The sequence below is a fragment of the Rossellomorea sp. NRS-1567 genome (assembly GCF_050467885.1).
In the GTDB taxonomy this organism is placed as follows: domain Bacteria; phylum Bacillota; class Bacilli; order Bacillales; family Bacillaceae_B; genus Rossellomorea; species Rossellomorea aquimaris_C.
Genome location: NZ_JBITPL010000025.1, coordinates 169098 through 188385, shown reverse-complemented (window position 1 = coordinate 188385; position 19288 = coordinate 169098). Strand labels below are relative to the sequence as shown.

Below are 19288 nucleotides of genomic sequence, written 5' to 3'. Positions count from 1 at the left end.
CTATTAAAAGGGGGTAATCCATATGGCAATGAAATTTAATGAAAGTGAATTGAAAGAACTAGCACAAAAGAGTAAAAGCAGTATTTTTGAAAGTAGTAGCGAGATACTTAAGCATGCTTCAGCAAATTTTGATATTAACAAAAAATATGATATTTTTATTTCTCATAGCTTTCGTGACGCTGAAGTTATTCACGGTTTAAAACTATTTATCGAAAAAATCTACTCTTTGCGTGTTTATGTGGATTGGATAGATGACCCGGAATTAGACCGAACCCAAGTAAGTAAATACACTGCTAATCGATTAAGGAATAGAATGAATAATTGTAAGACTATGTTGGTAGCACATTCTGAATCTTCACCAGACTCTAGGTGGGTCCCTTGGGAAATTGGTTATTTCGATTCTCGAATTGGAAAAATTGCAGTAATGCCGATAACAAAAGGTATTAGTAATTCAGAAAAATACGAAGGACAAGAATATTTAGGGTTATACTCATATGGTGTAAGAGGGAATGATAAAAGTCAACGTACTAAAATCTGGATTCAAGATAACCCCGATAAGTATGTAGACTTAGCTGATTGGGTTGCAGGGAAGGAACCATTTGAAAGGAGTGCATAGTAATTGGAAGAACATAAAATTAAGCACTTAGAATTTATCCAACAAGCTATAACTAGAATGGCTTCTAATTCCTTTTTCCTTAAAGGTTGGTCAGTAACCCTTGTAGTTGGAATATTAGCATTTGCCAATGCTAAAGATATGGACGAGAAATACGTAGTTATAGCACTCATTCCAACAATCATTTTTTGGTTTTTAGATGGTTATTTTCTTCACCAAGAGAAATTGTTTAGGAAGCTATACGATAAAGTAAGAGTTAAAGAAGATACAGATTATTCAATGGACACTTCCGGTTATAAAAATGAGATTAATTCATGGTTTAAGGTGTGTTTTTCAATTACCTTAAGAATGTTCTATATACCAATTATATTGGTAATCGTTTTAGCAACATGGATTTTACCTATCTTATAATCCCTTCTGAAAAGAGGGGGTTATTTTTTATAAATATTTGGGCTTGCAAAAAGGAAGGTTTACTACTATAATGAATATTGTTCGTTAATCGTATGAATAGCGACGGAGGGAAAACCACAATTAACGTTGGAATATACGGTAATATCACGGTTTCTCAATGATGAATAAACTAATGAAACTTCAAGCACGACTCAAAATCGTGTTCCTCTGGAGTGCCGGTTCGATCCCGGCCACCGGTACCATACGCGGGTGTAGTTTAGTGGTAAAACCTCAGCCTTCCAAGCTGATGATGAGGGTTCGATTCCCTTCACCCGCTCCAACTTACATACGATAGACTTTCTCATTAGAGGGAGTCTTTTTTATTGTTTAATTATGAAAAGTCATCTATTTAGCATCATTTTCAACATTATTAACGTTTATCTAATCGACTTAGGTCCATTTACTTTCGATTAAGACCAATATATTTTCAAAACTGGACCATTTATTTTCAATTCCACGATTTTATTTTCAAAATCTCCATTTTTATTTTTAATTCCAGCATTTTATTTTCAAAAACGTATTGCACCTTACGTTCACCTAACCAAACGAAAGAAACCCAATCTTTTCATTTACCCACCACCACCCCCAAACAAACCCATCTAGTCAAAATTTTGCACCTTCTTAGTCAATTGAGTTCCCCTATTAAAGAAAGCGCTGCCATTATAATGAAAGAAAGCGATTACACAGTTAGGGTGGTGATACGGGTGGAACCAAAGATTCAGACTGGACCAGTAAGCCCAGACGTACAAATGAAAGCAGTGACGAAGAAGAAGTTTAAGTATAAGAGCTTGCTGACGTATGCTGCCTTTGTTGGACCGGCACTTTTATTTTTCTTAGTAATTCAGATTCTTCCGTTCTTGATGGGAGTGTATTATTCCTTTACTTCATGGAATGGTGTCAGCTCGGTTGTTGAGTGGGTTGGGTTTGAGAATTATAAGAAGATCTTTACGGATGATAAGACGTTCTTTAATTCTTTTATGTTTACGACGAAGTTTATGTTTGCGGCTGTGATTATTAGTAACTTAATAGGTTTTGGATTTGCGTTACTGTTAAACGCGGCATTGAAAACCCGTAATATTTTACGGACAGTGTTTTTTATTCCGAACGTGATCGGTGGACTGTTACTCGGGTTCATCTGGCAGTTCATTTTTGTGAAAGGGTTTGCATCACTCGGGAATATGACGGATATAGGATTCTTTAAAATGCCTTGGCTTGGTGATGAGACGACGGCATTCTGGGGGATTGTCATCGTGTTTGCATGGCAGATCAGTGGTTATATGATGGTCATCTATGTTGCGGCATTGCAAGGGGTGGACAATTCACTTTTGGAAGCAGCGAGGATAGATGGGGCATCAAACTGGACATTGTTGACGAAGATTATCATTCCGTTGATTCTACCCGCATTCACGATTTGTTTCTTCTTGACGATTTCAATGGCCTTTAAGATATTCGATTTAAATATCTCGTTAACAGGCGGGGGACCATTCAATTCTACGCAATCTGTAGCGATCAATATTTATCAAGAAGCGTTCCAAAACAACCGTTATGGCCTGGGAACAGCGAAGTCGATTCTGTTCTTTGTGGTAGTGGCAGTGTTTACGACGATTCAGGTGATGGTGACGAAGAAGAAGGAGGTTCAGGCGTAATGGGCAATCGCTATACGAAGAGAACATTTGTATTAGAGATCATCGGGATTGTCATCGGGCTCATTTTCCTTATCCCTTTCTACTTTGTACTGGTCAACTCGGTGAAACCATTCGCTGCAATCTTGATTGATGCGGCGGCGTGGCCTAAGGAATTTATGTTTTCTAACTATGCTAAGGTGTGGGAGATCATCAACTTCCCCCGTGCATTCTGGAACTCCTTGGTCATCACTGTATTCAGCAACATTGGATTAGTGATCATCAGCTCCATGGCAGCGTGGAAAATGGTACGTACGCCAGGGAAGTTCAGCAAAATCTTATTTGTCATCTTTGTGTCAGCCATGGTCATTCCGTTCCAGACGGTGATGATTCCTCTTATGAAGGTTGGAGGAACTCTAGGGCTTACGAATAGCATTCCAGGTTTGATTATTATGTACTTCGGATTTGGGGTCCCACTTTCTCTGTTCTTGTACCATGGGTTCGTGAAAACCGTTCCGATTGAGATTGAAGAATCCGCGATGATTGATGGATGCAGTCAGTTTGGTGTGTTCTGGAGAATTGTATTCCCATTGCTTAAGCCAATAACAGTGACCGTGATCATTCTGAACACCTTATGGATTTGGAATGACTATCTGCTTCCACTTCTTGTATTACAGGATGCGGAACTGCGTACGATTCCACTCGCAGCGAGTTCGTTCTTCGCTCAGTATACGAAGCAATGGGATATGGGTCTTGCAGCGTTGGTGCTTGGCATTACACCGATCATCATTTTCTTCTTATTTTTACAGAAGCATATCATTAAAGGTATTGCTTCAGGGTCAATTAAGTAGATATAAAGTTTCTGTCGAGATGGTCTATCATTGATACAGAAATTTATATAAAATAATTTATATCAGGGAGGTCAATCCATTTATGAAACGTATACTTTTACTTTGTATGTCTTTGGTTTTAGTATTTGGAATTATTGCTGGCTGTTCTTCTAAAGACACTACAAGCAAATCAGGTGGAGAGTCTGGATCAGGTGACGATGTAGTAACCCTTAATTTCTTCCAGTTCAAGGTTGAAATTGCTGATCAGCTTCAAGAAATGATCAATGAGTTCGAAGCTGAGCATCCAAACATTAAGATTAAGCTTGAAACAGTTGGTGGAGGTGCCGATTACGGTGCAGCTTTGAAAGCGAAATTTGCTTCTGGTGAAGAGCCGGACATTTTCAACAACGGTGGTTTTAAAGAATTAGAGCTTTGGAAAGAGAAGTTAGCGGATCTTTCTGGTGAGCCATGGGTTGAACATGTTCTTCCGATCGGTAAAGTTCCGATGACTGATGAAGACGGGAAGCTTTATGGTATGCCGGTTAACCTTGAAGGTTACGGATTTGTATACAATAAAGATTTATTTGAAGAAGCGGGGATCACTGAGCCGCCTGCAACGATTGATGAGTTAAAAGACGCTGCAAAGAAGCTTGAAGGGAAGAAAATCACGCCTTTCTCAGCGGGTTATGGCGAGTGGTGGGTAATTGGTCAACATTTACTTAACATTCCTTTTGCTCAGCAGGAAGATCCGGATGCGTTCATCGCCGGACTTTATGATGGTTCTGAGAAGATTGTAGGAAACGAAAAGTTCAAGCAGTTCAAAGAAGTTTTAGATGCTGAGCTTAAGTATGCAAATGATAATCCGTTAACGACGGATTACAATACACAAGTAACGCTTTTTGCTTCTGGTGAAACGGCGATGCTGCAACAAGGGAACTGGACTGAAAACATGATCACTGAGATCAATCCTGAAATCAACATGGGCTTCCTTCCAATTCCTATCAGCAATGATGATAGTGCTGATCGCCTTCCTGTAGGTGTACCGAATAACTGGGTATTAAACAAGAACTCCGAGCATCTTGAAGAAGCGAAAACATTCTTGGAATGGATGGTTTCATCTGAAACTGGTAAGCGTTATATCACGGAGGAGTTTGCATTCATCCCGGCATTCGATAACATCGAGCCAAATGGTCTTGGAGACTTGGGTCAGTCTATCCTTGACTACTCTAAAGAAGAGAAGACGATTCCTTGGACTTGGTTCAAATGGCCGGATGGAGCGAATAAGGAATTCGCTGCAACGATCCAGGAGTATGCCGCAGGGAAAATTGATTACGATACGGTACTTGAGCGATTCCAGCAAACATGGGATAACTTGAAGTAAATCGAATAATAGAAAGCATGTCTACTAAAGGCATGCTTTCTATTTTATAAGTTTAATAGGAATATTTCGAAAAAACACTTCCAAGAGCAGGGAAAAACACTTTATACTAGTGTATAAGTGAGACCTGGGAGGTCCGTCCCTCATGTTAAAGACCAGCATTCGGAATAAGTTGATTGTGTTGTTGATGATTACGACGATTGTGCCGTTTGGCAGTTCGATTATTATTACATATTTGTATACGAAGGATTCCATAGAGGAGCAGGTGGTGGAGGAGAGCAGCAATCTTCTTTATCAGGGAAAGGTGAATCTGGAGAGCTATATTAATGAGCTCAACGGGTTAACTCTATCACTCTATAATAATCCTGATTTTATTAACTTCATGAGATCACCCGGTAAAGAGAATAATTACTTGACGATCGGCATTGTTAAGAATGTTGTGCAAACGATTCTCTACACGGGTGATACAATTAACGGGGTACGTATTTCCTTCGCAGATGGTGACCGCGTCATCTCGGCAACCAAGCGCTCTACCGTTGTTTTTTCCAATAAGGTAAGGGATTCACAATGGGAATCTTTCAGAAATGCCGAGCGCAGCCCTTATAACATGTATATTGAACCAACCCATAGTCAGGAAGAAAAGAATATTAACCGGTCGAAGGATATTGTCACGATTCACCGGGCATTCCGAAACGTTCCCGGTGATGAGGTACTTGCTTATATTTCATTGGAGGTTTCTCCTGACAAGATCATCGATTTGAGCAGAAATCTGTATAACGCTAAGTCAGAAGAATTCTACCTTCTTTCTTCCGAAGGGGAAATGATTTATAGCTCGGACAGGGATGTATCGGACGATGGCAGCAACCAGAAGTGGATTAAGAGGATAATGGAATCGAAAGATGTATCAGGGACGCTAGAGTGGAAAGAGGGTTCCTTCAACGGGGTGATGATGTACGACCAGCTACCCGCTTCGGCCGGCGGTTGGTTGTTAGTGAAACGGGTTCCTTACGTGAATCTTTATGAAAGCGCATTTAGTGTCGCGAAGATTAATATTCTGTTTGGAGTTCTTGGACTATCCCTTGTGGTGCTGGCGACCTTATTTGTTTCTTTTAAAATCACGTCACCCATACGCATTCTGCTTCAAAATATCCAGCAGGTTGAAAAAGGGAATATGAAGGTACAGTCTGAATCGTTCGGTTCCGATGAAATCGGGATCCTCGGCTTCCGGTTTCAGCAAATGATCGAACGGATCAATCATCTGATCAACCGTGAGTACAAGCTGGAGCTCGAGAACAAGACGAATCAATTAAAGGTCCTCCAGTCTCAAATCAATCCGCATTTTCTCTATAATGCCCTGCAATCCATAGGAACGATTGCTTTGAAGAACAAGGTTCCACAAATCTATTCCCTGATCACCCACCTTTCCAAAATAATGAGGTACGGGATGAATATGGAGGAGGATGTGGTTCCATTAAGCAAGGAGATCAATTACACGAACGCCTATCTTCTTTTACAAAAAGAGCGTTTCGGTGAGAATCTGGATTACAGTGTAGAGGTAGAAGAAGAGGTGAGGGAGATCCCGGTACCGAAGATGATCCTTCAGCCTCTCATTGAAAACTACTTCAAACACGGCTTCGATATCCGGGACGGGGTAGGACGTATATGGTTATCCTGCTTTCAGGATGAGGGAGAACTGGTGATGATTGTCCGTGATAATGGAGTAGGCGTAACCAAGAGCAGGCTTCGGGAAATCGGGGATTATTTTAAAGCAGATGCTTGGAATAAAACGGGGGATGAGACCAATATCGGACTGAAGAATGTGTATGTCCGCTTAAATCTCTACTATGACCACCAGGCCACTTTACAGCTTGAAAATCATGATGGGGGAGGCTTTATGGTCACCATGAGGCTGCCAATAAGAATGGAAGGTGAAGCAAATGAAAGCAATCATCATTGACGACGAAAAGCATGTGCGTGAGGGGTTACTTTTATTAGCGGAATGGGACAAGCATGGAATCCACACCATTCTGGAGGCAGAAGATGGAGACCAAGCCATCGAATTGATCACAGAGCACCGGCCGGAAATCATTTTCACTGATATGAGGATGCCGAAACGGGATGGCATCACCCTTTTAAAATGGCTTCATGCCTCTGACCTTAAAAGCAAAACCATCGTTGTAAGCGGGTATGATGATTTCGAGTATATGAGAAACGCGATCTATTACAAAAGCTTTGATTATATTCTGAAGCCGATTGAACCGGATGTGTTAAATGAAACACTGGATAAAGCGGTAAAAGAGTGGAATGACCAGGCTCAATCAAGAAAATCCCAGGTCGAGGAAAATCGAGTGATGAATGAGGTAAAGCCCCTCTATTGGGATCGGTTATTCTCAAGTCTCTGTGCGAAGGAGAGCATTACCACAGAAATGGTAGAAAAGGTTGAACAGGAGTTTGGGATTACCATTACAAAGCTTGCAAAGACGGTTGCCCTCATCCCCATCAAACCGATCGTGGAGAAACTCTTTCAAGGAGACCGGGACCTGGCCTTTTTTACCCTTAGCAATATTTGCAATGAATTGCTGCGAAAGCAAAATGATGGGGTTTGCTTCCGGAATGGGAACAAAGAAGAAGAGCTTGTGATTCTCTTCTGGAATGATAAAAATGTGACGTATCTGTTAGAGGAAATCTACTCATTGATCTATCAATATAGTAAACTCTTTACGATCATTGCACTTGGGCAGAAGTCTAGGAAAATAAACGAAGCGTATGAATCTGCTTTACAAGTTTATCTTAAGCATACCCTGCTTGATCGAAAGAAGATCGTTACCCATAAAGATGTGAAACCGAGGCCCCTGCTGCACCTATTGGATCACTCCAATGAATTAAAATGGGCAATTCGTTCAGGCAGCGGCGATCAGGTTCGGTCCCAGTTGGAGGGGATATTCTCACAGATGGAAACGGGGCATGCACTCTCACTGGAACAGCTCCAGGTGTGGGAAAATCAATTTGAGTTATTACGGAATAATTGGTTGAAAGAGTATGAGATTCAGCATCAAGCACCATTCTATAGGGGCCTGGATTATTGGAATGAAGACGGCTCGTTTTCGTTCAGGAAATTTAAAGAGGAAAAGGCGAAAGAGTTCAGTGAATTAATTCAAACCCTTTCAAAGGCAAAGTATCAGAGGGAAAAGAACAATATGCAGCAAATCGAAGAATATCTTCAGCAGCATTATCAAGAGGATATCACCCTTCAGGACATTGCCGATCGCTTTTACTTAAGCAGGGAATACATTTCACGTAAGTTCAAACAGGATCATGGATCTACCATCACGGATTACGTTACGAATATCCGGATGGAAAAAGCAAAGAAACTGCTTGAGAACCCTTATTTAAAGATCTATGAAGTCGCCTATGGTGTAGGGTATGGGAATGAAAAGTATTTCAGTAAAGTATTTAAAAAGCACGTCGGTATGACACCAAATGAATACCGGCATTTACAATCAAACACTTAACTTGGAGGTTTTACAATGTTGAACGTTACTGTATGGAATGAAAATCGTCATGAACAGAAGAATCCGAAAGTGAGAGAGGTGTACCCTGAAGGAATTCATGGTGCCATTGCTTCCTTCCTGGGAGAAGCATCATTCAATGTGAAAACGGCTACATTGGACGAAGGTGACCACGGACTGACAAAGGAAGTATTAGATGGTACAGACGTATTGGTTTGGTGGGGACATATCGCCCATGATGAAGTGAAAGATGAAGTAGTTGAAAGAGTGAAACAGCGTGTCCTTGATGGAATGGGATTGATCGTCCTTCATTCAGGTCATTTCTCTAAAATCTTCAAAACATTGATGGGTACTTCCTGTGACCTGAAATGGCGGGAAGCTGATGAGAAAGAACGCATCTGGATTGTCGATCCAAGTCATCCGATTACAGCGGGCTTAAACGAATATATCGAGCTTGAGAAGGAAGAAATGTATGGAGAGCATTTTGACATTCCGACTCCTGATCAGCTTGTGATGGTGAGCTGGTTCGAAGGTGGGGAAGTGTTTAGAAGCGGGTGTACGTATCAGCGTGGCAACGGAAAAGTATTCTACTTCCGTCCAGGACATGAAACGTATCCAACCTATTACAATGAAGACGTTCAGAAGGTCATCGTCAATGCAGTGAAATGGGCATCCCCTGTAGATCATGCAAGACCGGTATACGGAAACGCACAGCCGTTAGAAGAAATCAAAGGATCTAACTAAGGAACAAGAGGAGGAAAAATCATGAGTAAATTGAAAATCGGCGTTATCGGGTGTGGAAGCATCGCACAGCATCGTCATCTGCCGGAATATGCAAACAATGAAAGCGTAGAAGTGGTAGCGGTGTGTGACATCGTGGAAGAACGCGCATGGAAAGTAGCCGATGCAGTGGGAGCGAAAGCGTATACCAATTATAAAGAACTACTGGCAAACGCTGAAGTGGAAGCTGTGAGTGTGTGTACACCAAACTACCTGCATGCACCGATTTCCATCGATGCCCTAAACGCTGGAAAGCATGTATTATGTGAAAAGCCTATGGCCACTTCAAGTGAAGAAGCTCAAAGCATGATCGATGCCGCTGCTAAAAACGGTAAAAAATTGATGATTGCCCATAACCAACGTTTTGTCCCTTCGCATCAAAAAGCGAAGCAGCTGATTGAAAGTGGTGAAGTTGGTAAAATCTACAGCTTCCGTTCTGCATTTGGTCACGGTGGACCTGAAGGCTGGAGTGCTGACGGGAAGGACAGCTGGTTCTTTAAAAAGGATGAAGCGTTCATTGGGGCCATGGGAGACCTTGGTGTACACAAAACCGATCTTCTTCGTTACATCTTAGGGGAAGAATTTGTCGAAGTTGGCGCCTTTGTTGAAACAAGTGCAAAGGAAAATGCAGATGTTGATGATACGGCTGTCTGTGTATTGAAAACGGAAAGCGGTACAATCGGTACCCTGGCTGCAAGCTGGTCTTATGTATCGAAAGAAGACAACTCTACGATCATTTATGGAGAGAAAGCGATTCTTCGCTTAGAGGATGATCCGGTGAACTCTCTTATCGTTCAATACTCAAGCGGAGAAGTAGTGAAGTATGAGCTTGGCGGCATTCAAACAAATGACGATGGCGGCCAGACGAATTCACGTGTGATAGATCAATTTGTTCACTGTATCCTTCATCATGCAGAGCCTCCTGTACCGGGTGAAGAAGGAAAGAAATCTCTTGAGGTTGTATTGTCTGCTCTGGAATCAAGTGAATCAAAACGAATCGTAAAGCTATAGAGGTGAATGCATTGATGACCAAACTTCGGATGGGAGTGATCGGCGTTGGGGGCATTGCCCAAACGCGTCACATTCCTACTTTTATAAAACTATCAGATTCTGTATCCATTGAAGCGATCAGTGATATCAATCCTGTCACTGCTCAAACCGTGGCAGAAACCTTTAACATTCCGAACGTGTTCAGTGATTATCGGGACATGTTCGGGCATGTGGATGCAGTGACGATCTGTACTCCGAATAAATTTCATGCGGAAATTACGATTGCAGCGCTCAAAGCAGGTATTCATGTGTTTTGTGAGAAACCGATGGCCATGACTCCTGAAGAATGTAAACGGATGATCGAAGCTGCGGAAGAGTCAGGGAAGCTTCTGGCTATCGCTTATCATTATCGTTTTATGAAGGACTCCCGTGCTGCGAAGCGAGTGATCATGGAAGATGAAATTGGCGAACCAATGGTGGCAAGGGCAAGAGCGATCCGTCGCCGCAAAGTCCCTGGTTGGGGAGTGTTTACCAACAAGGAGCTGCAAGGCGGTGGCAGCCTGATCGACTACGGATGTCACTTTCTGGATCTTTCCCTATGGCTCCTTGGGAACCCGGCACCTGTTGAAGTAACAGGGACGACCTATAACAAGCTTAGTAGAATGCCAGATCAAGTAAATCAGTGGGGAGACTTTGATAAAGAGAAATTTGAAGTCGATGACCATGTTACGGCTTATATCAAGTTCGATAACGGTGCATCCATGCTCTTCGAAACGTCTTGGTCAGCAAACGTCAAGAGCGATGAAGAAAGCATGAGCATCTCAGGGGAAACGGGGGGAATCGATCTATTCCCGTTCCAAATGAACCAAATGAAACACGGCATGCTTCTGAATAGTGAAGCGGATTGGGTGCCCGGTGAAGATGATCCGAGTCTTCCACAAGCCCGGAACTTTATCAACAGCTGTCTCGGTTTAGAAGAGCTGGTTGTTAAGCCCCAGGAAGCTATGCAAGTGTCTCAAATCATTGATGCCATCTACAAAAGCAGTGAAACCGGACAAAGCATCCGATTGAAATAGGAGGAAGCACAAATGAAACTAGGCGTATTTACTGTATTATTTTCGCAAAAAAATCTTGATGAAATGCTTGATTATGTAAAAGAATCCGGGCTTCACGCAGTCGAAATCGGCACGGGAGGATATCCCGGAAATGCTCACTGTGACCTGGACGCCCTTTTAGAAAATGAAGAAAAGAGAAACGAATACTTAGAGAAAGTAACATCAAGAGGCTTGGAAATCAGTGCCTTCAGCTGTCACGGAAATCCGATCTCGCCAGATGCAGCATTTGCGGAAGAATCCCATGTGGCACTTCAGAAAACGATCAAGCTTGCCGGGCTGATGAACGTACCTGTGGTGAACTGCTTCTCAGGAACAGCAGGCGATCATGAAGGAGCAAAGCATCCGAACTGGCCTGTATCCCCTTGGCCGAATGAATATGGGGATATTCTTAAATGGCAATGGGAAGAAAAGTTGATTCCTTATTGGAAAGAGATGGGTCAGCTTGCAGAGGATCATAGTGTTAAGATCGGTCTTGAGCTACATGGAGGTTTCCTTGTACATACTCCGTATACGTTATTGAAACTTCGTGAAGAAACATGTGACGCGATCGGTGCCAACCTTGATCCCAGTCACCTGTGGTGGCAAGGAATCGATCCGGTTGCCGCGATTAAAATCCTGGGTAAGGAAAATGCGATACACCATTTCCATGCGAAAGATACGTATATCGACCAAGACAACGTCAACATGTACGGTCTGACGGATATGCAGCCATACGGAAGTATCCAAACAAGAGCGTGGTCCTTCCGTTCAGTTGGTTGTGGACACAGCCTGCAGGAGTGGTCGGATATGATGAGTGCCCTCCGCACATTCGGATATGATTATGTGGTGAGCATCGAGCACGAGGATCCGATCATGTCGATCGAAGAAGGCTTCGGCCGTGCCGTGAAGAATCTGAAGTCGATCTTGATTGAAGAGCAGCCATCGGATATGTGGTGGGTGTAGGTTTTATAAGAAGGGAGTCCATTGGGCTCTCTTTTTTTGTGGAGCGCCGTGATTGTGTTAGTCTCAAATAAGTAGGGTTCAATTTACAGTTAATGTCAATCGGCTGGATTATTTGTAAAAACGGCTGGATTTTCACAAGAAATGGCCGGATTAATCGTGATTTCGGCTGGATTATCGGAAGAAACGGCTGGATTATCGTGGATTTCGGCCGGATTGACTCCTGCCACAGTCGAAATCGGGGTGGATACTCCCATTCATCTAAGGAATAAGCCAGTCTCAATGAGATCTGCTGAAATTTCTTGAGATTAGCTATGGTTCTCGTACAAGATTGTCTATAAAAAACAGAATCCCACCAACCAGGGATCCTGCAGAAACTTCTATCCACCAACCACTTCAAACGATCCCTCTCCACCATGAATCCCGATGAACATATCCATTAACGATTTCGTCAGTTTCTCGCTTTCTTCTATAGAAAGGGAAGGCTTCAGAAAGATGATCTGCACGGCATTTTTGGTTTCTTCGCCGACGGGTGCACGGTCTGAGTCAACGAATGGACTTCCGAAAGGTCCGTCCCCGTCACAGGCGACGATCAGGTTTTCCAGGGAGTTTTCCCGGCCGTTTAGGCCTATGTAGGTTTGTCCTGTTTCCCCGACCTTTAACTCTATGCTATCCCCCTTGAGCCCTGCACAGTCGTAAATGCCGATGGGCACTTCGTATTGAAGGGAGAAGAAGTTGTTGAGATCGATACTAGAGTTAATGGTAGTCAGGTAGTTCTGTTTTTTGACCCGGCGAAAAAGGGCTTCGGCAGAATGACGGTAGCGATTCGGGTCTTTTCCTGTTTTTTTGAAGATGTCCCGCCACGCGGCAATCCCTTCTATTTCCGTCACATTTTTATCGTGAAGATCAAAGAAGATGGATTCCTGGAACAGCTGGAGTCTGCCTTTCAGCATTTGAGGAGAAGCGCCGACTTCGATATGATGGTATTGAATGAATCCCACTTTAAAACCGGGGATTTTGGACGTTATGGATGAATCGATCGTGATTTCCACTTATTTTCCCTCCACATTTGTTTTAAAATAGTTTATCATAATACACGTTGCCATTTCACGTAAGCAGACGTAAATATATTTTATAGATAGAAGGGAGGAAAGGGCATTGGATATGGATCAGTTAAAACAGGATATCATCGATTATAGTAAGGAAATCGGGATTGATAAAATTGGCTTTACTACGGCAGGTGCATTTTCGGAGATGAAGAACCGGCTCATCCGTCAGGAAATGCTTGGGTATCAATCCGGTTTTGAGGAGAAAGACATTGAGAAACGGGTCGATCCTTCATTAATCTTCGATAGTCCCAAATCGATTATTGCCATTGCTCTTGCCTATCCTTCCAAGATGAAGAATGCTCCACAAAGTAAACGGGGAGAAAGACGGGGGATCTTTTGCCGGGCATCATGGGGGACGGATTATCACCATGTGCTTCGGGATCGTCTTTCAAAGCTGGAAGAATATATCGTATCAAGAGTTCCACAAGCACGTTTCAAATCAATGGTGGATACAGGTGAACTCGTGGATCGTGCGGTGGCGGAGCGGGCAGGCATTGGCTGGAGCGGAAAGAACTGCTCGATTATCACGCCTGAGTTTGGGTCCTATGTGTATCTAGGGGAAATGGTGACAAACCTTCCGTTTGCCCCTGATACACCGATGGAGGACCAATGTGGTACATGCAATAAATGCGTGGATGTCTGTCCAACGGGAGCTCTTATCGAAGGCGGTCAGTTGGATGCCCAGAAATGCATTGCCTTTTTGACGCAAACAAAGGGCTTTCTTCCGGATGAGTACCGGGTAAAGCTTGGGAACCGTCTATATGGATGTGATACCTGCCAGACCGTATGTCCTGAAAATAAAGGGATGGACTTTCATTTTCACGAAGAGATGGAGCCGGATCCAGAAATCGCAAAGCCGCTATTAAAGCCGCTTTTAACGATCAGTAACCGTGAGTTCAAAGAAAAGTACGGTCATGTATCCGGTTCATGGAGAGGCAAGAAGCCGATTCAGCGAAACGCGATCATCGCACTCGCCCATTATAAGGATACAACAGCCATTGACGATCTGGTTGATGTGATGAAAAAAGATGTGAGGCCCGTCATTCGCGGGACCTCTGCCTGGGCCCTGGGCAAAATCGGCGGTGAAGAAGCACAACAGGCATTACTGAAACAACAGTCAGTAGAAACGGATGACAATGTACTAAACGAAATTCAAAAGGGTCTTAACCTTATAAGCAAATAGCCCAAAAGGATAAACTCACAAATCGACCTGAGTTTATCCTTTTTTGTTTTGAACAGTCTCTTCCCCGCATAACAATTAGGGAGGAGGGAAGACAATGATCAGAAAGGTGTTAATGGAAAAGGTCCAACATGTGATTGATGAATATACATCTCGCAGTCAGTCAGACTATCACAGTGACAAAGTGAAAAGAAAGAAGGAATCTTGTCTTCAGCGAAATGCGGAAATTGTAAAGGTGGATGCAGCAGGAAAAATCCAAAGCATGATACCTCAGCGAAATGAAACACAAACCATTTTATATGATGTTCACTATAAATATCTTATTAAGCAGGGCGATCTTCTTTATTTAGAAGAAGAAGTAGAGAATAGACATGCATCCTTTTATAAAGATAAAATATATGAAGACGGTGAGATTCCGATTCAATATGAAGAGAATGTAGTACGTGAAGAGAGTTCAACCTTCGACGAGAAAGAGGCTAGAGCGGCGTATCAATATGATCGTCTGAGTGCGGTGCAATATGCTGAACGGTGGTGGAACAGCTATAACCCTGCGTTTAAGAAGTTTGAGAATGATTGTACGAATTATATTTCACAGTGCCTTCATGCCGGGGATGCTCCCATGCGGGGGTATCCGGCGAAGGGGAAGGGCTGGTGGATGAGAAATCAGAATTGGAGCTATAGCTGGACGGTGGCGAATTCCATGAGATGGTATATCCCGAACTCGACGGCCGGGTTAAGGGGAAGACAGGTGAATGATGCGAAAGAGTTGAAGCTTGGAGATGTCATCTGCTATGACTTCGAAGGGGATGGGCGTTTTGACCATACAACGATCGTGACGGGGAAAGATGCTGCAGGAGAGCCGCTCGTGAATGCCCATACGTTCAACAGCAGAATGCGATATTGGAAGTATGAGGACTCGACTGCGTATACACCCCATATCAAATATAGATTTTTTACAATAGTAGATGACGGCTAAGTCTTGTTCTATGGGGAGGAAATGGTATAATGTCACTTAGAGTTTTATGAATGAGGTGACAGGAACATGGGAGTACATGTTGTATTATATCAACCAGAAATCCCTGCTAATACAGGGAATATTGCGAGAACGTGTGCAGCAACGGATACAACTCTGCACTTGATTCGTCCACTCGGATTCTCAACAGATGATAAAATGTTAAAGCGGGCAGGCCTTGATTATTGGCAGTTTGTAAACATTGTATACTATGATTCAATTGAAGAGTTCTTCGAGAAAAATGACGGCGGAGAATTTTTCTACTTAACAAAATACGGAAAGATCCCTCACACTGACTTTGATTACAGTGTGGAAGAGAAGGATTACTTCTTTATTTTTGGCAGGGAAACATCCGGGCTGCCGGATGACATCATCCAAAATAACTTAGATCGTGCCCTGCGCATTCCAATGAACGAAAATGTCCGTTCATTGAACCTTTCCAATACAGCGGCGATCTTGATTTATGAAGCATTAAGACAAAGAAATTATCCGGGTCTTTTATAAAAAACGAGGAATGGGAATCATATGATTTTCATTCCTTTTTTTATTTGGATTATACTAAGGGAAAGAATGTGAAGGGGAGAGTACATAATGAACGAAACCATTGAAACGATTCTTAAGCATCGGTCCATTCGTCATTTCAAGAATGAGCCATTAACAGAGGAGCAAATCCGGACAATTGTCTCGAGTGCCCAGGCTGCGAGTACTTCCAGTTATATTCAAGCATATACAATCATCGGGGTGAAGGATCCTGCTAAAAAGAAGAAGTTGGCCGAGCTTGCAGGTCCACAATCATATGTAGAAGAAAATGGCCAATTCTTTGTATTCTGTGCCGATTTGTATCGCCACGAGAAAATCGGTGAGTGGGAAAGTGCAGATGTCATTCCAACACTTGAAAGCACGGAGAAATTCATGGTGGCATTAATTGATGCGTCACTGGCGGCCCAAAATGCGTCTCTTGCCGCAGAATCGATGGGAATGGGCATTTGCTATATTGGGGGAATCCGAAATGATCTGGAATCAGTGAGTGAACTGCTGGAACTTCCTGATCGGGTCATTCCTTTATTCGGTTTGGCAGTCGGCTTCCCTGAAGGAAATTCTGATGTAAAGCCGAGGTTGCCTATGGAAGCCATTTACCATGAGGATTCCTACCAAAGTGATGAAGAATCCATGAAAAAGGAACTCAATCGTTATGATGAAACCATTTCTTCCTATTATCATGCACGAACGGCCGGCAAACGATCAGATCGCTGGACCAAGCAAATGGCCAACATGCTGTCCGGTAAGAAAAGGATGTATATGAAGGAATTTGTGGAGAAAAAAGGCTTTAATAAGAGATAGGATTCTCAGGAATAATCTAGTCAAATGAAAAAGAACTGACCTTGGTAAGGTCAGTTCTTTTTCGGTTTTTATGGATTAGTTTGAACCCGGTTTATCATCATATCCAGCAGTGAAAATCGCTACTAAGAACGCTAAAGATACACCTATAATCATTATAGTACCCATGTTTGGTAACCTCCCAGTTTCACTTATTCCACAGTCTGTCTTTAGTATAGCCTATTTTTAATTTGATGTGAATGAAATCGGTTAATTTTTTGTTGATTTGTGACAGCTTGACGAAATGGTAATGAAACCATTTTATTCTAAAAGGCTCATCCTACTGTTTATAGTGAATACTGAACCTTTGTCTGTAATAAATATATCTTGTTAACATGTTCAGGTGAACAAGCGCATAGAGTATATTAATCGTCTCTCATTAAGCGACAGGGGGAGGTCCTTATGGATATTTTAAAAAAAATCGAACATTACCGAGAAGAAGAAGAGAAACTGAAATGGGAAGGGACGTTTGCTCAGTATTTAGACCTGCTGAAAGAGAAGCCTTGGGTTGGGCAATCCGCTCATTCAAGAGTCTTTAATATGATCAAGGATGCCGGAGTTGAAGAGGTCGAGGGGAAAAGAAAGTATAAATTCTTCAGCAATCAATTATTTGGCTTAGAAGAGGCGCTGGAAAGACTCGTTGAAGAATACTTTCATCCTGCTGCGAAGCGATTAGATGTCAGGAAGAGGATCTTGTTACTGATGGGGCCGGTCAGTGGAGGGAAATCAACCCTTGTTTCCATGCTGAAACGCGGGTTGGAGCAATATTCCCGGACTGAAAGAGGAGGCGTCTTTTCAATCAAAGGCTGCCCGATGCACGAAGATCCATTGCATTTGATTCCTCAACATTTACGCGAAGATTTTTACAACGAGTATGGCATTCGCATTGAAGGAAATCTCTCTCCGTTAAATACTATGCGTTTGGAGAAAGAATATCATGGCCGCATAGAAGACGTTCAGGTCGAAAGAGTCTTTTTCTCTGAAGATAAACGTGTCGGAATTGGTACGTTCAGTCCATCTGATCCAAAGTCACAGGATATTGCCGATTTAACAGGAAGCATCGACTTCTCCACGATTGCCGAATTTGGTTCTGAATCAGATCCACGGGCTTACCGATTTGACGGGGAATTAAATAAAGCAAACCGTGGATTGATGGAATTCCAGGAAATGCTGAAGTGTGATGAAAAGTTCTTATGGCACTTATTATCCCTTACTCAGGAAGGAAACTTCAAGGCAGGGCGGTTTGCACTGATTTCGGCTGATGAGCTGATTGTGGCCCATACGAATGAAACCGAGTATCGATCCTTCATTGCAAATAAAAAGAATGAAGCCTTACACTCACGTATTATCGTCATGCCGGTTCCTTATAACCTGAAAGCCACCCAGGAAGAGAAAATATATGAGAAAATGATCAATGAAAGTGATGTGTCGAACGTCCACGTGGCTCCTCATACGTTACGGGTAGCGGCGATGTTCACCATTATGACCCGATTGAAGGAACCAAAGCGCGGTGATATTGATTTAATCAAGAAAATGCGCTTATACGACGGTGAAAATGTCGAAGGTTTTAACTCCGCAGATGTGGATGAAATGAAGAAGGAATACCAGGATGAAGGAATGAGCGGAATCGATCCGCGTTATGTCATTAACCGGATCTCGTCTACGATCATTCGAAAAGAGATTCCGACCATTAACGCATTAGACGTTCTTCGGGCATTGAAAGAAGGACTGGATCAACATCCATCAATTACGAATGAACTTCGTGATAAGTATTTGAACTTTATCTCCCTCGCCCGTAAGGAATATGATGATATCGCCAAGAAAGAAGTTCAAAAAGCCTTCGTGTACTCATATGAAGAGTCTGCGAAAACGCTTATGGATAACTATCTTGATAACGTTGAAGCTTATTGCAATAAGGCAAAGCTTCATGATCCATTGACAGGTGAAGAAATCAATCCGGATGAAAAGCTGATGCGTTCCATTGAAGAACAAATCGGTATTTCAGAAAATGCGAAGAAAGCATTCCGTGAAGAAATCCTTATCCGTATCTCTGCCTATGCCCGTAAAGGAAAGCGATTTGACTACAATTCACATGATCGCTTGAGAGAAGCCATTCAGAAGAAGCTATTCGCTGACTTGAAGGACGTTGTGAAAATCACGACATCATCAAAAACGCCAGACGAACAGCAGCTGAAGAAAGTCAACGAAGTGGTTGCCCGCCTCATCGATGAACATGGCTACAACTCAACATCCGCCAATGAATTACTGCGCTATGTGGGCAGCCTGTTGAATCGATAAAAACAAAGAAATCGGGAGGTGCCAAGCACACTTCCCGATTTTTCTATGTGGTTTATTTTTTCTGGTAAAGGGAAAAGTAGTAGCCA

Annotated in this window: 18 protein-coding genes and 1 tRNA gene; 17 read left to right on the top strand and 2 right to left on the bottom strand. The window is 42.7% G+C overall.

Features of this window, described 5'->3' with window-relative positions; all coding sequences use genetic code 11:
• The first annotated feature begins 22 nt into the window (after nt 1–22).
• From ACIFOD_RS19070 to ACIFOD_RS19015, 12 genes are all read left to right on the top strand, one after another.
• Nucleotides 23–616, top strand: a complete 594-nt coding sequence (locus ACIFOD_RS19070; protein ID WP_430315898.1) for a TIR domain-containing protein — start codon at nt 23–25, stop codon at nt 614–616.
• 3 nt (nt 617–619) lie between these two features.
• Complete coding sequence (locus ACIFOD_RS19065) at nt 620–1024, top strand: hypothetical protein (RefSeq protein WP_430315897.1); 405 nt, start codon at nt 620–622, stop codon at nt 1022–1024.
• A 245-nt stretch (nt 1025–1269) separates the two neighbouring features.
• Nucleotides 1270–1343, top strand: a tRNA-Gly gene (locus tag ACIFOD_RS19060).
• Nucleotides 1344–1767: 424 nt separating this feature from the next.
• Nucleotides 1768–2709 (top strand): carbohydrate ABC transporter permease, encoded by a 942-nt coding sequence (locus ACIFOD_RS19055; RefSeq protein ID WP_397553171.1) that lies wholly within the window; start codon nt 1768–1770, stop codon nt 2707–2709.
• Nucleotides 2709–3536 (top strand): carbohydrate ABC transporter permease, encoded by an 828-nt coding sequence (locus tag ACIFOD_RS19050; RefSeq protein WP_397553172.1) that lies wholly within the window; start codon nt 2709–2711, stop codon nt 3534–3536. Before ACIFOD_RS19055 ends, ACIFOD_RS19050 begins: the two co-directional genes overlap by 1 nt.
• Before the next feature lie 82 nt (nt 3537–3618).
• The gene (locus tag ACIFOD_RS19045) at nt 3619–4896 is read left to right on the top strand and encodes an ABC transporter substrate-binding protein (protein ID WP_430315896.1); all 1278 of its coding nucleotides are present in this window, start codon (nt 3619–3621) and stop codon (nt 4894–4896) included.
• A 142-nt stretch (nt 4897–5038) separates the two neighbouring features.
• Nucleotides 5039–6850 carry a sensor histidine kinase gene (locus ACIFOD_RS19040; RefSeq protein ID WP_430315895.1) on the top strand — a complete coding sequence of 604 codons (1812 nt, stop codon included), beginning with the start codon at nt 5039–5041 and terminating at the stop codon, nt 6848–6850.
• The gene (locus tag ACIFOD_RS19035) at nt 6831–8405 is read left to right on the top strand and encodes a response regulator transcription factor (protein WP_430315894.1); all 1575 of its coding nucleotides are present in this window, start codon (nt 6831–6833) and stop codon (nt 8403–8405) included. The genes ACIFOD_RS19040 and ACIFOD_RS19035 overlap by 20 nt, the downstream gene beginning before the upstream one ends.
• Before the next feature lie 15 nt (nt 8406–8420).
• Nucleotides 8421–9146 (top strand): ThuA domain-containing protein, encoded by a 726-nt coding sequence (locus ACIFOD_RS19030; protein WP_430315893.1) that lies wholly within the window; start codon nt 8421–8423, stop codon nt 9144–9146.
• Between the two features lie 21 nt (nt 9147–9167).
• Nucleotides 9168–10193, top strand: a complete 1026-nt coding sequence (locus ACIFOD_RS19025; RefSeq protein WP_430315892.1) for a Gfo/Idh/MocA family protein — start codon at nt 9168–9170, stop codon at nt 10191–10193.
• A gap of 14 nt (nt 10194–10207) precedes the next feature.
• Nucleotides 10208–11248 (top strand): Gfo/Idh/MocA family protein, encoded by a 1041-nt coding sequence (locus ACIFOD_RS19020; RefSeq protein ID WP_430315891.1) that lies wholly within the window; start codon nt 10208–10210, stop codon nt 11246–11248.
• Between the two features lie 12 nt (nt 11249–11260).
• Complete coding sequence (locus ACIFOD_RS19015; RefSeq protein WP_430315890.1) at nt 11261–12229, top strand: sugar phosphate isomerase/epimerase family protein; 969 nt, start codon at nt 11261–11263, stop codon at nt 12227–12229.
• Between the two features lie 95 nt (nt 12230–12324).
• Here ACIFOD_RS19015 and ACIFOD_RS19010 read toward each other — a convergent pair whose 3' ends face one another.
• Both ACIFOD_RS19010 and ACIFOD_RS19005 read right to left on the bottom strand, forming a co-directional pair.
• Nucleotides 12325–12483, bottom strand: a complete 159-nt coding sequence (locus ACIFOD_RS19010; protein ID WP_430315889.1) for a hypothetical protein — start codon at nt 12481–12483, stop codon at nt 12325–12327.
• A 123-nt stretch (nt 12484–12606) separates the two neighbouring features.
• Nucleotides 12607–13278 carry a B3/B4 domain-containing protein gene (locus ACIFOD_RS19005; RefSeq protein ID WP_430315888.1) on the bottom strand — a complete coding sequence of 224 codons (672 nt, stop codon included), beginning with the start codon at nt 13276–13278 and terminating at the stop codon, nt 12607–12609.
• A gap of 106 nt (nt 13279–13384) precedes the next feature.
• Here ACIFOD_RS19005 and queG point away from each other — a divergent pair, with 106 nt between their 5' ends.
• From queG to ACIFOD_RS18980, 5 genes are all read left to right on the top strand, one after another.
• Nucleotides 13385–14518, top strand: coding sequence for a tRNA epoxyqueuosine(34) reductase QueG (gene queG / locus ACIFOD_RS19000; RefSeq protein ID WP_430315887.1), 1134 nt, complete (start codon nt 13385–13387; stop codon nt 14516–14518).
• Nucleotides 14519–14615: 97 nt separating this feature from the next.
• Entirely contained in the window at nt 14616–15491 is an 876-nt protein-coding gene (locus tag ACIFOD_RS18995) for an amidase domain-containing protein (RefSeq protein ID WP_430315925.1), read from the top strand.
• Between the two features lie 66 nt (nt 15492–15557).
• A complete protein-coding gene (gene trmL, locus ACIFOD_RS18990) occupies nt 15558–16031 on the top strand; it encodes a tRNA (uridine(34)/cytosine(34)/5-carboxymethylaminomethyluridine(34)-2'-O)-methyltransferase TrmL (protein ID WP_113971500.1) in 474 nt (157 codons plus the stop codon).
• An 87-nt stretch (nt 16032–16118) separates the two neighbouring features.
• On the top strand, nt 16119–16868 hold the full coding sequence (nfsA, locus tag ACIFOD_RS18985; RefSeq protein ID WP_430315886.1) for an oxygen-insensitive NADPH nitroreductase: 750 nt from the start codon (nt 16119–16121) through the stop codon (nt 16866–16868).
• 438 nt (nt 16869–17306) lie between these two features.
• Complete coding sequence (locus ACIFOD_RS18980) at nt 17307–19202, top strand: PrkA family serine protein kinase (protein WP_430315885.1); 1896 nt, start codon at nt 17307–17309, stop codon at nt 19200–19202.
• The last annotated feature ends 86 nt before the right edge of the window (nt 19203–19288 follow it).

Coding starts and splice junctions, on each gene's coding strand:
- ACIFOD_RS19010 (WP_430315889.1), bottom strand. CDS start 12,483: ATGGGAGTATCCACCCCGATTTCGACTGTGGCAGGAGTCAATCCGGCC.
- ACIFOD_RS19030 (WP_430315893.1), top strand. CDS start 8,421: ATGTTGAACGTTACTGTATGGAATGAAAATCGTCATGAACAGAAGAAT.
- ACIFOD_RS19015 (WP_430315890.1), top strand. CDS start 11,261: ATGAAACTAGGCGTATTTACTGTATTATTTTCGCAAAAAAATCTTGAT.
- ACIFOD_RS19025 (WP_430315892.1), top strand. CDS start 9,168: ATGAGTAAATTGAAAATCGGCGTTATCGGGTGTGGAAGCATCGCACAG.
- trmL (WP_113971500.1), top strand. CDS start 15,558: ATGGGAGTACATGTTGTATTATATCAACCAGAAATCCCTGCTAATACA.
- ACIFOD_RS18980 (WP_430315885.1), top strand. CDS start 17,307: ATGGATATTTTAAAAAAAATCGAACATTACCGAGAAGAAGAAGAGAAA.
- ACIFOD_RS19035 (WP_430315894.1), top strand. CDS start 6,831: ATGAAAGCAATCATCATTGACGACGAAAAGCATGTGCGTGAGGGGTTA.
- ACIFOD_RS19020 (WP_430315891.1), top strand. CDS start 10,208: ATGACCAAACTTCGGATGGGAGTGATCGGCGTTGGGGGCATTGCCCAA.
- ACIFOD_RS19040 (WP_430315895.1), top strand. CDS start 5,039: ATGTTAAAGACCAGCATTCGGAATAAGTTGATTGTGTTGTTGATGATT.
- ACIFOD_RS19050 (WP_397553172.1), top strand. CDS start 2,709: ATGGGCAATCGCTATACGAAGAGAACATTTGTATTAGAGATCATCGGG.
- nfsA (WP_430315886.1), top strand. CDS start 16,119: ATGAACGAAACCATTGAAACGATTCTTAAGCATCGGTCCATTCGTCAT.
- ACIFOD_RS19070 (WP_430315898.1), top strand. CDS start 23: ATGGCAATGAAATTTAATGAAAGTGAATTGAAAGAACTAGCACAAAAG.
- ACIFOD_RS19045 (WP_430315896.1), top strand. CDS start 3,619: ATGAAACGTATACTTTTACTTTGTATGTCTTTGGTTTTAGTATTTGGA.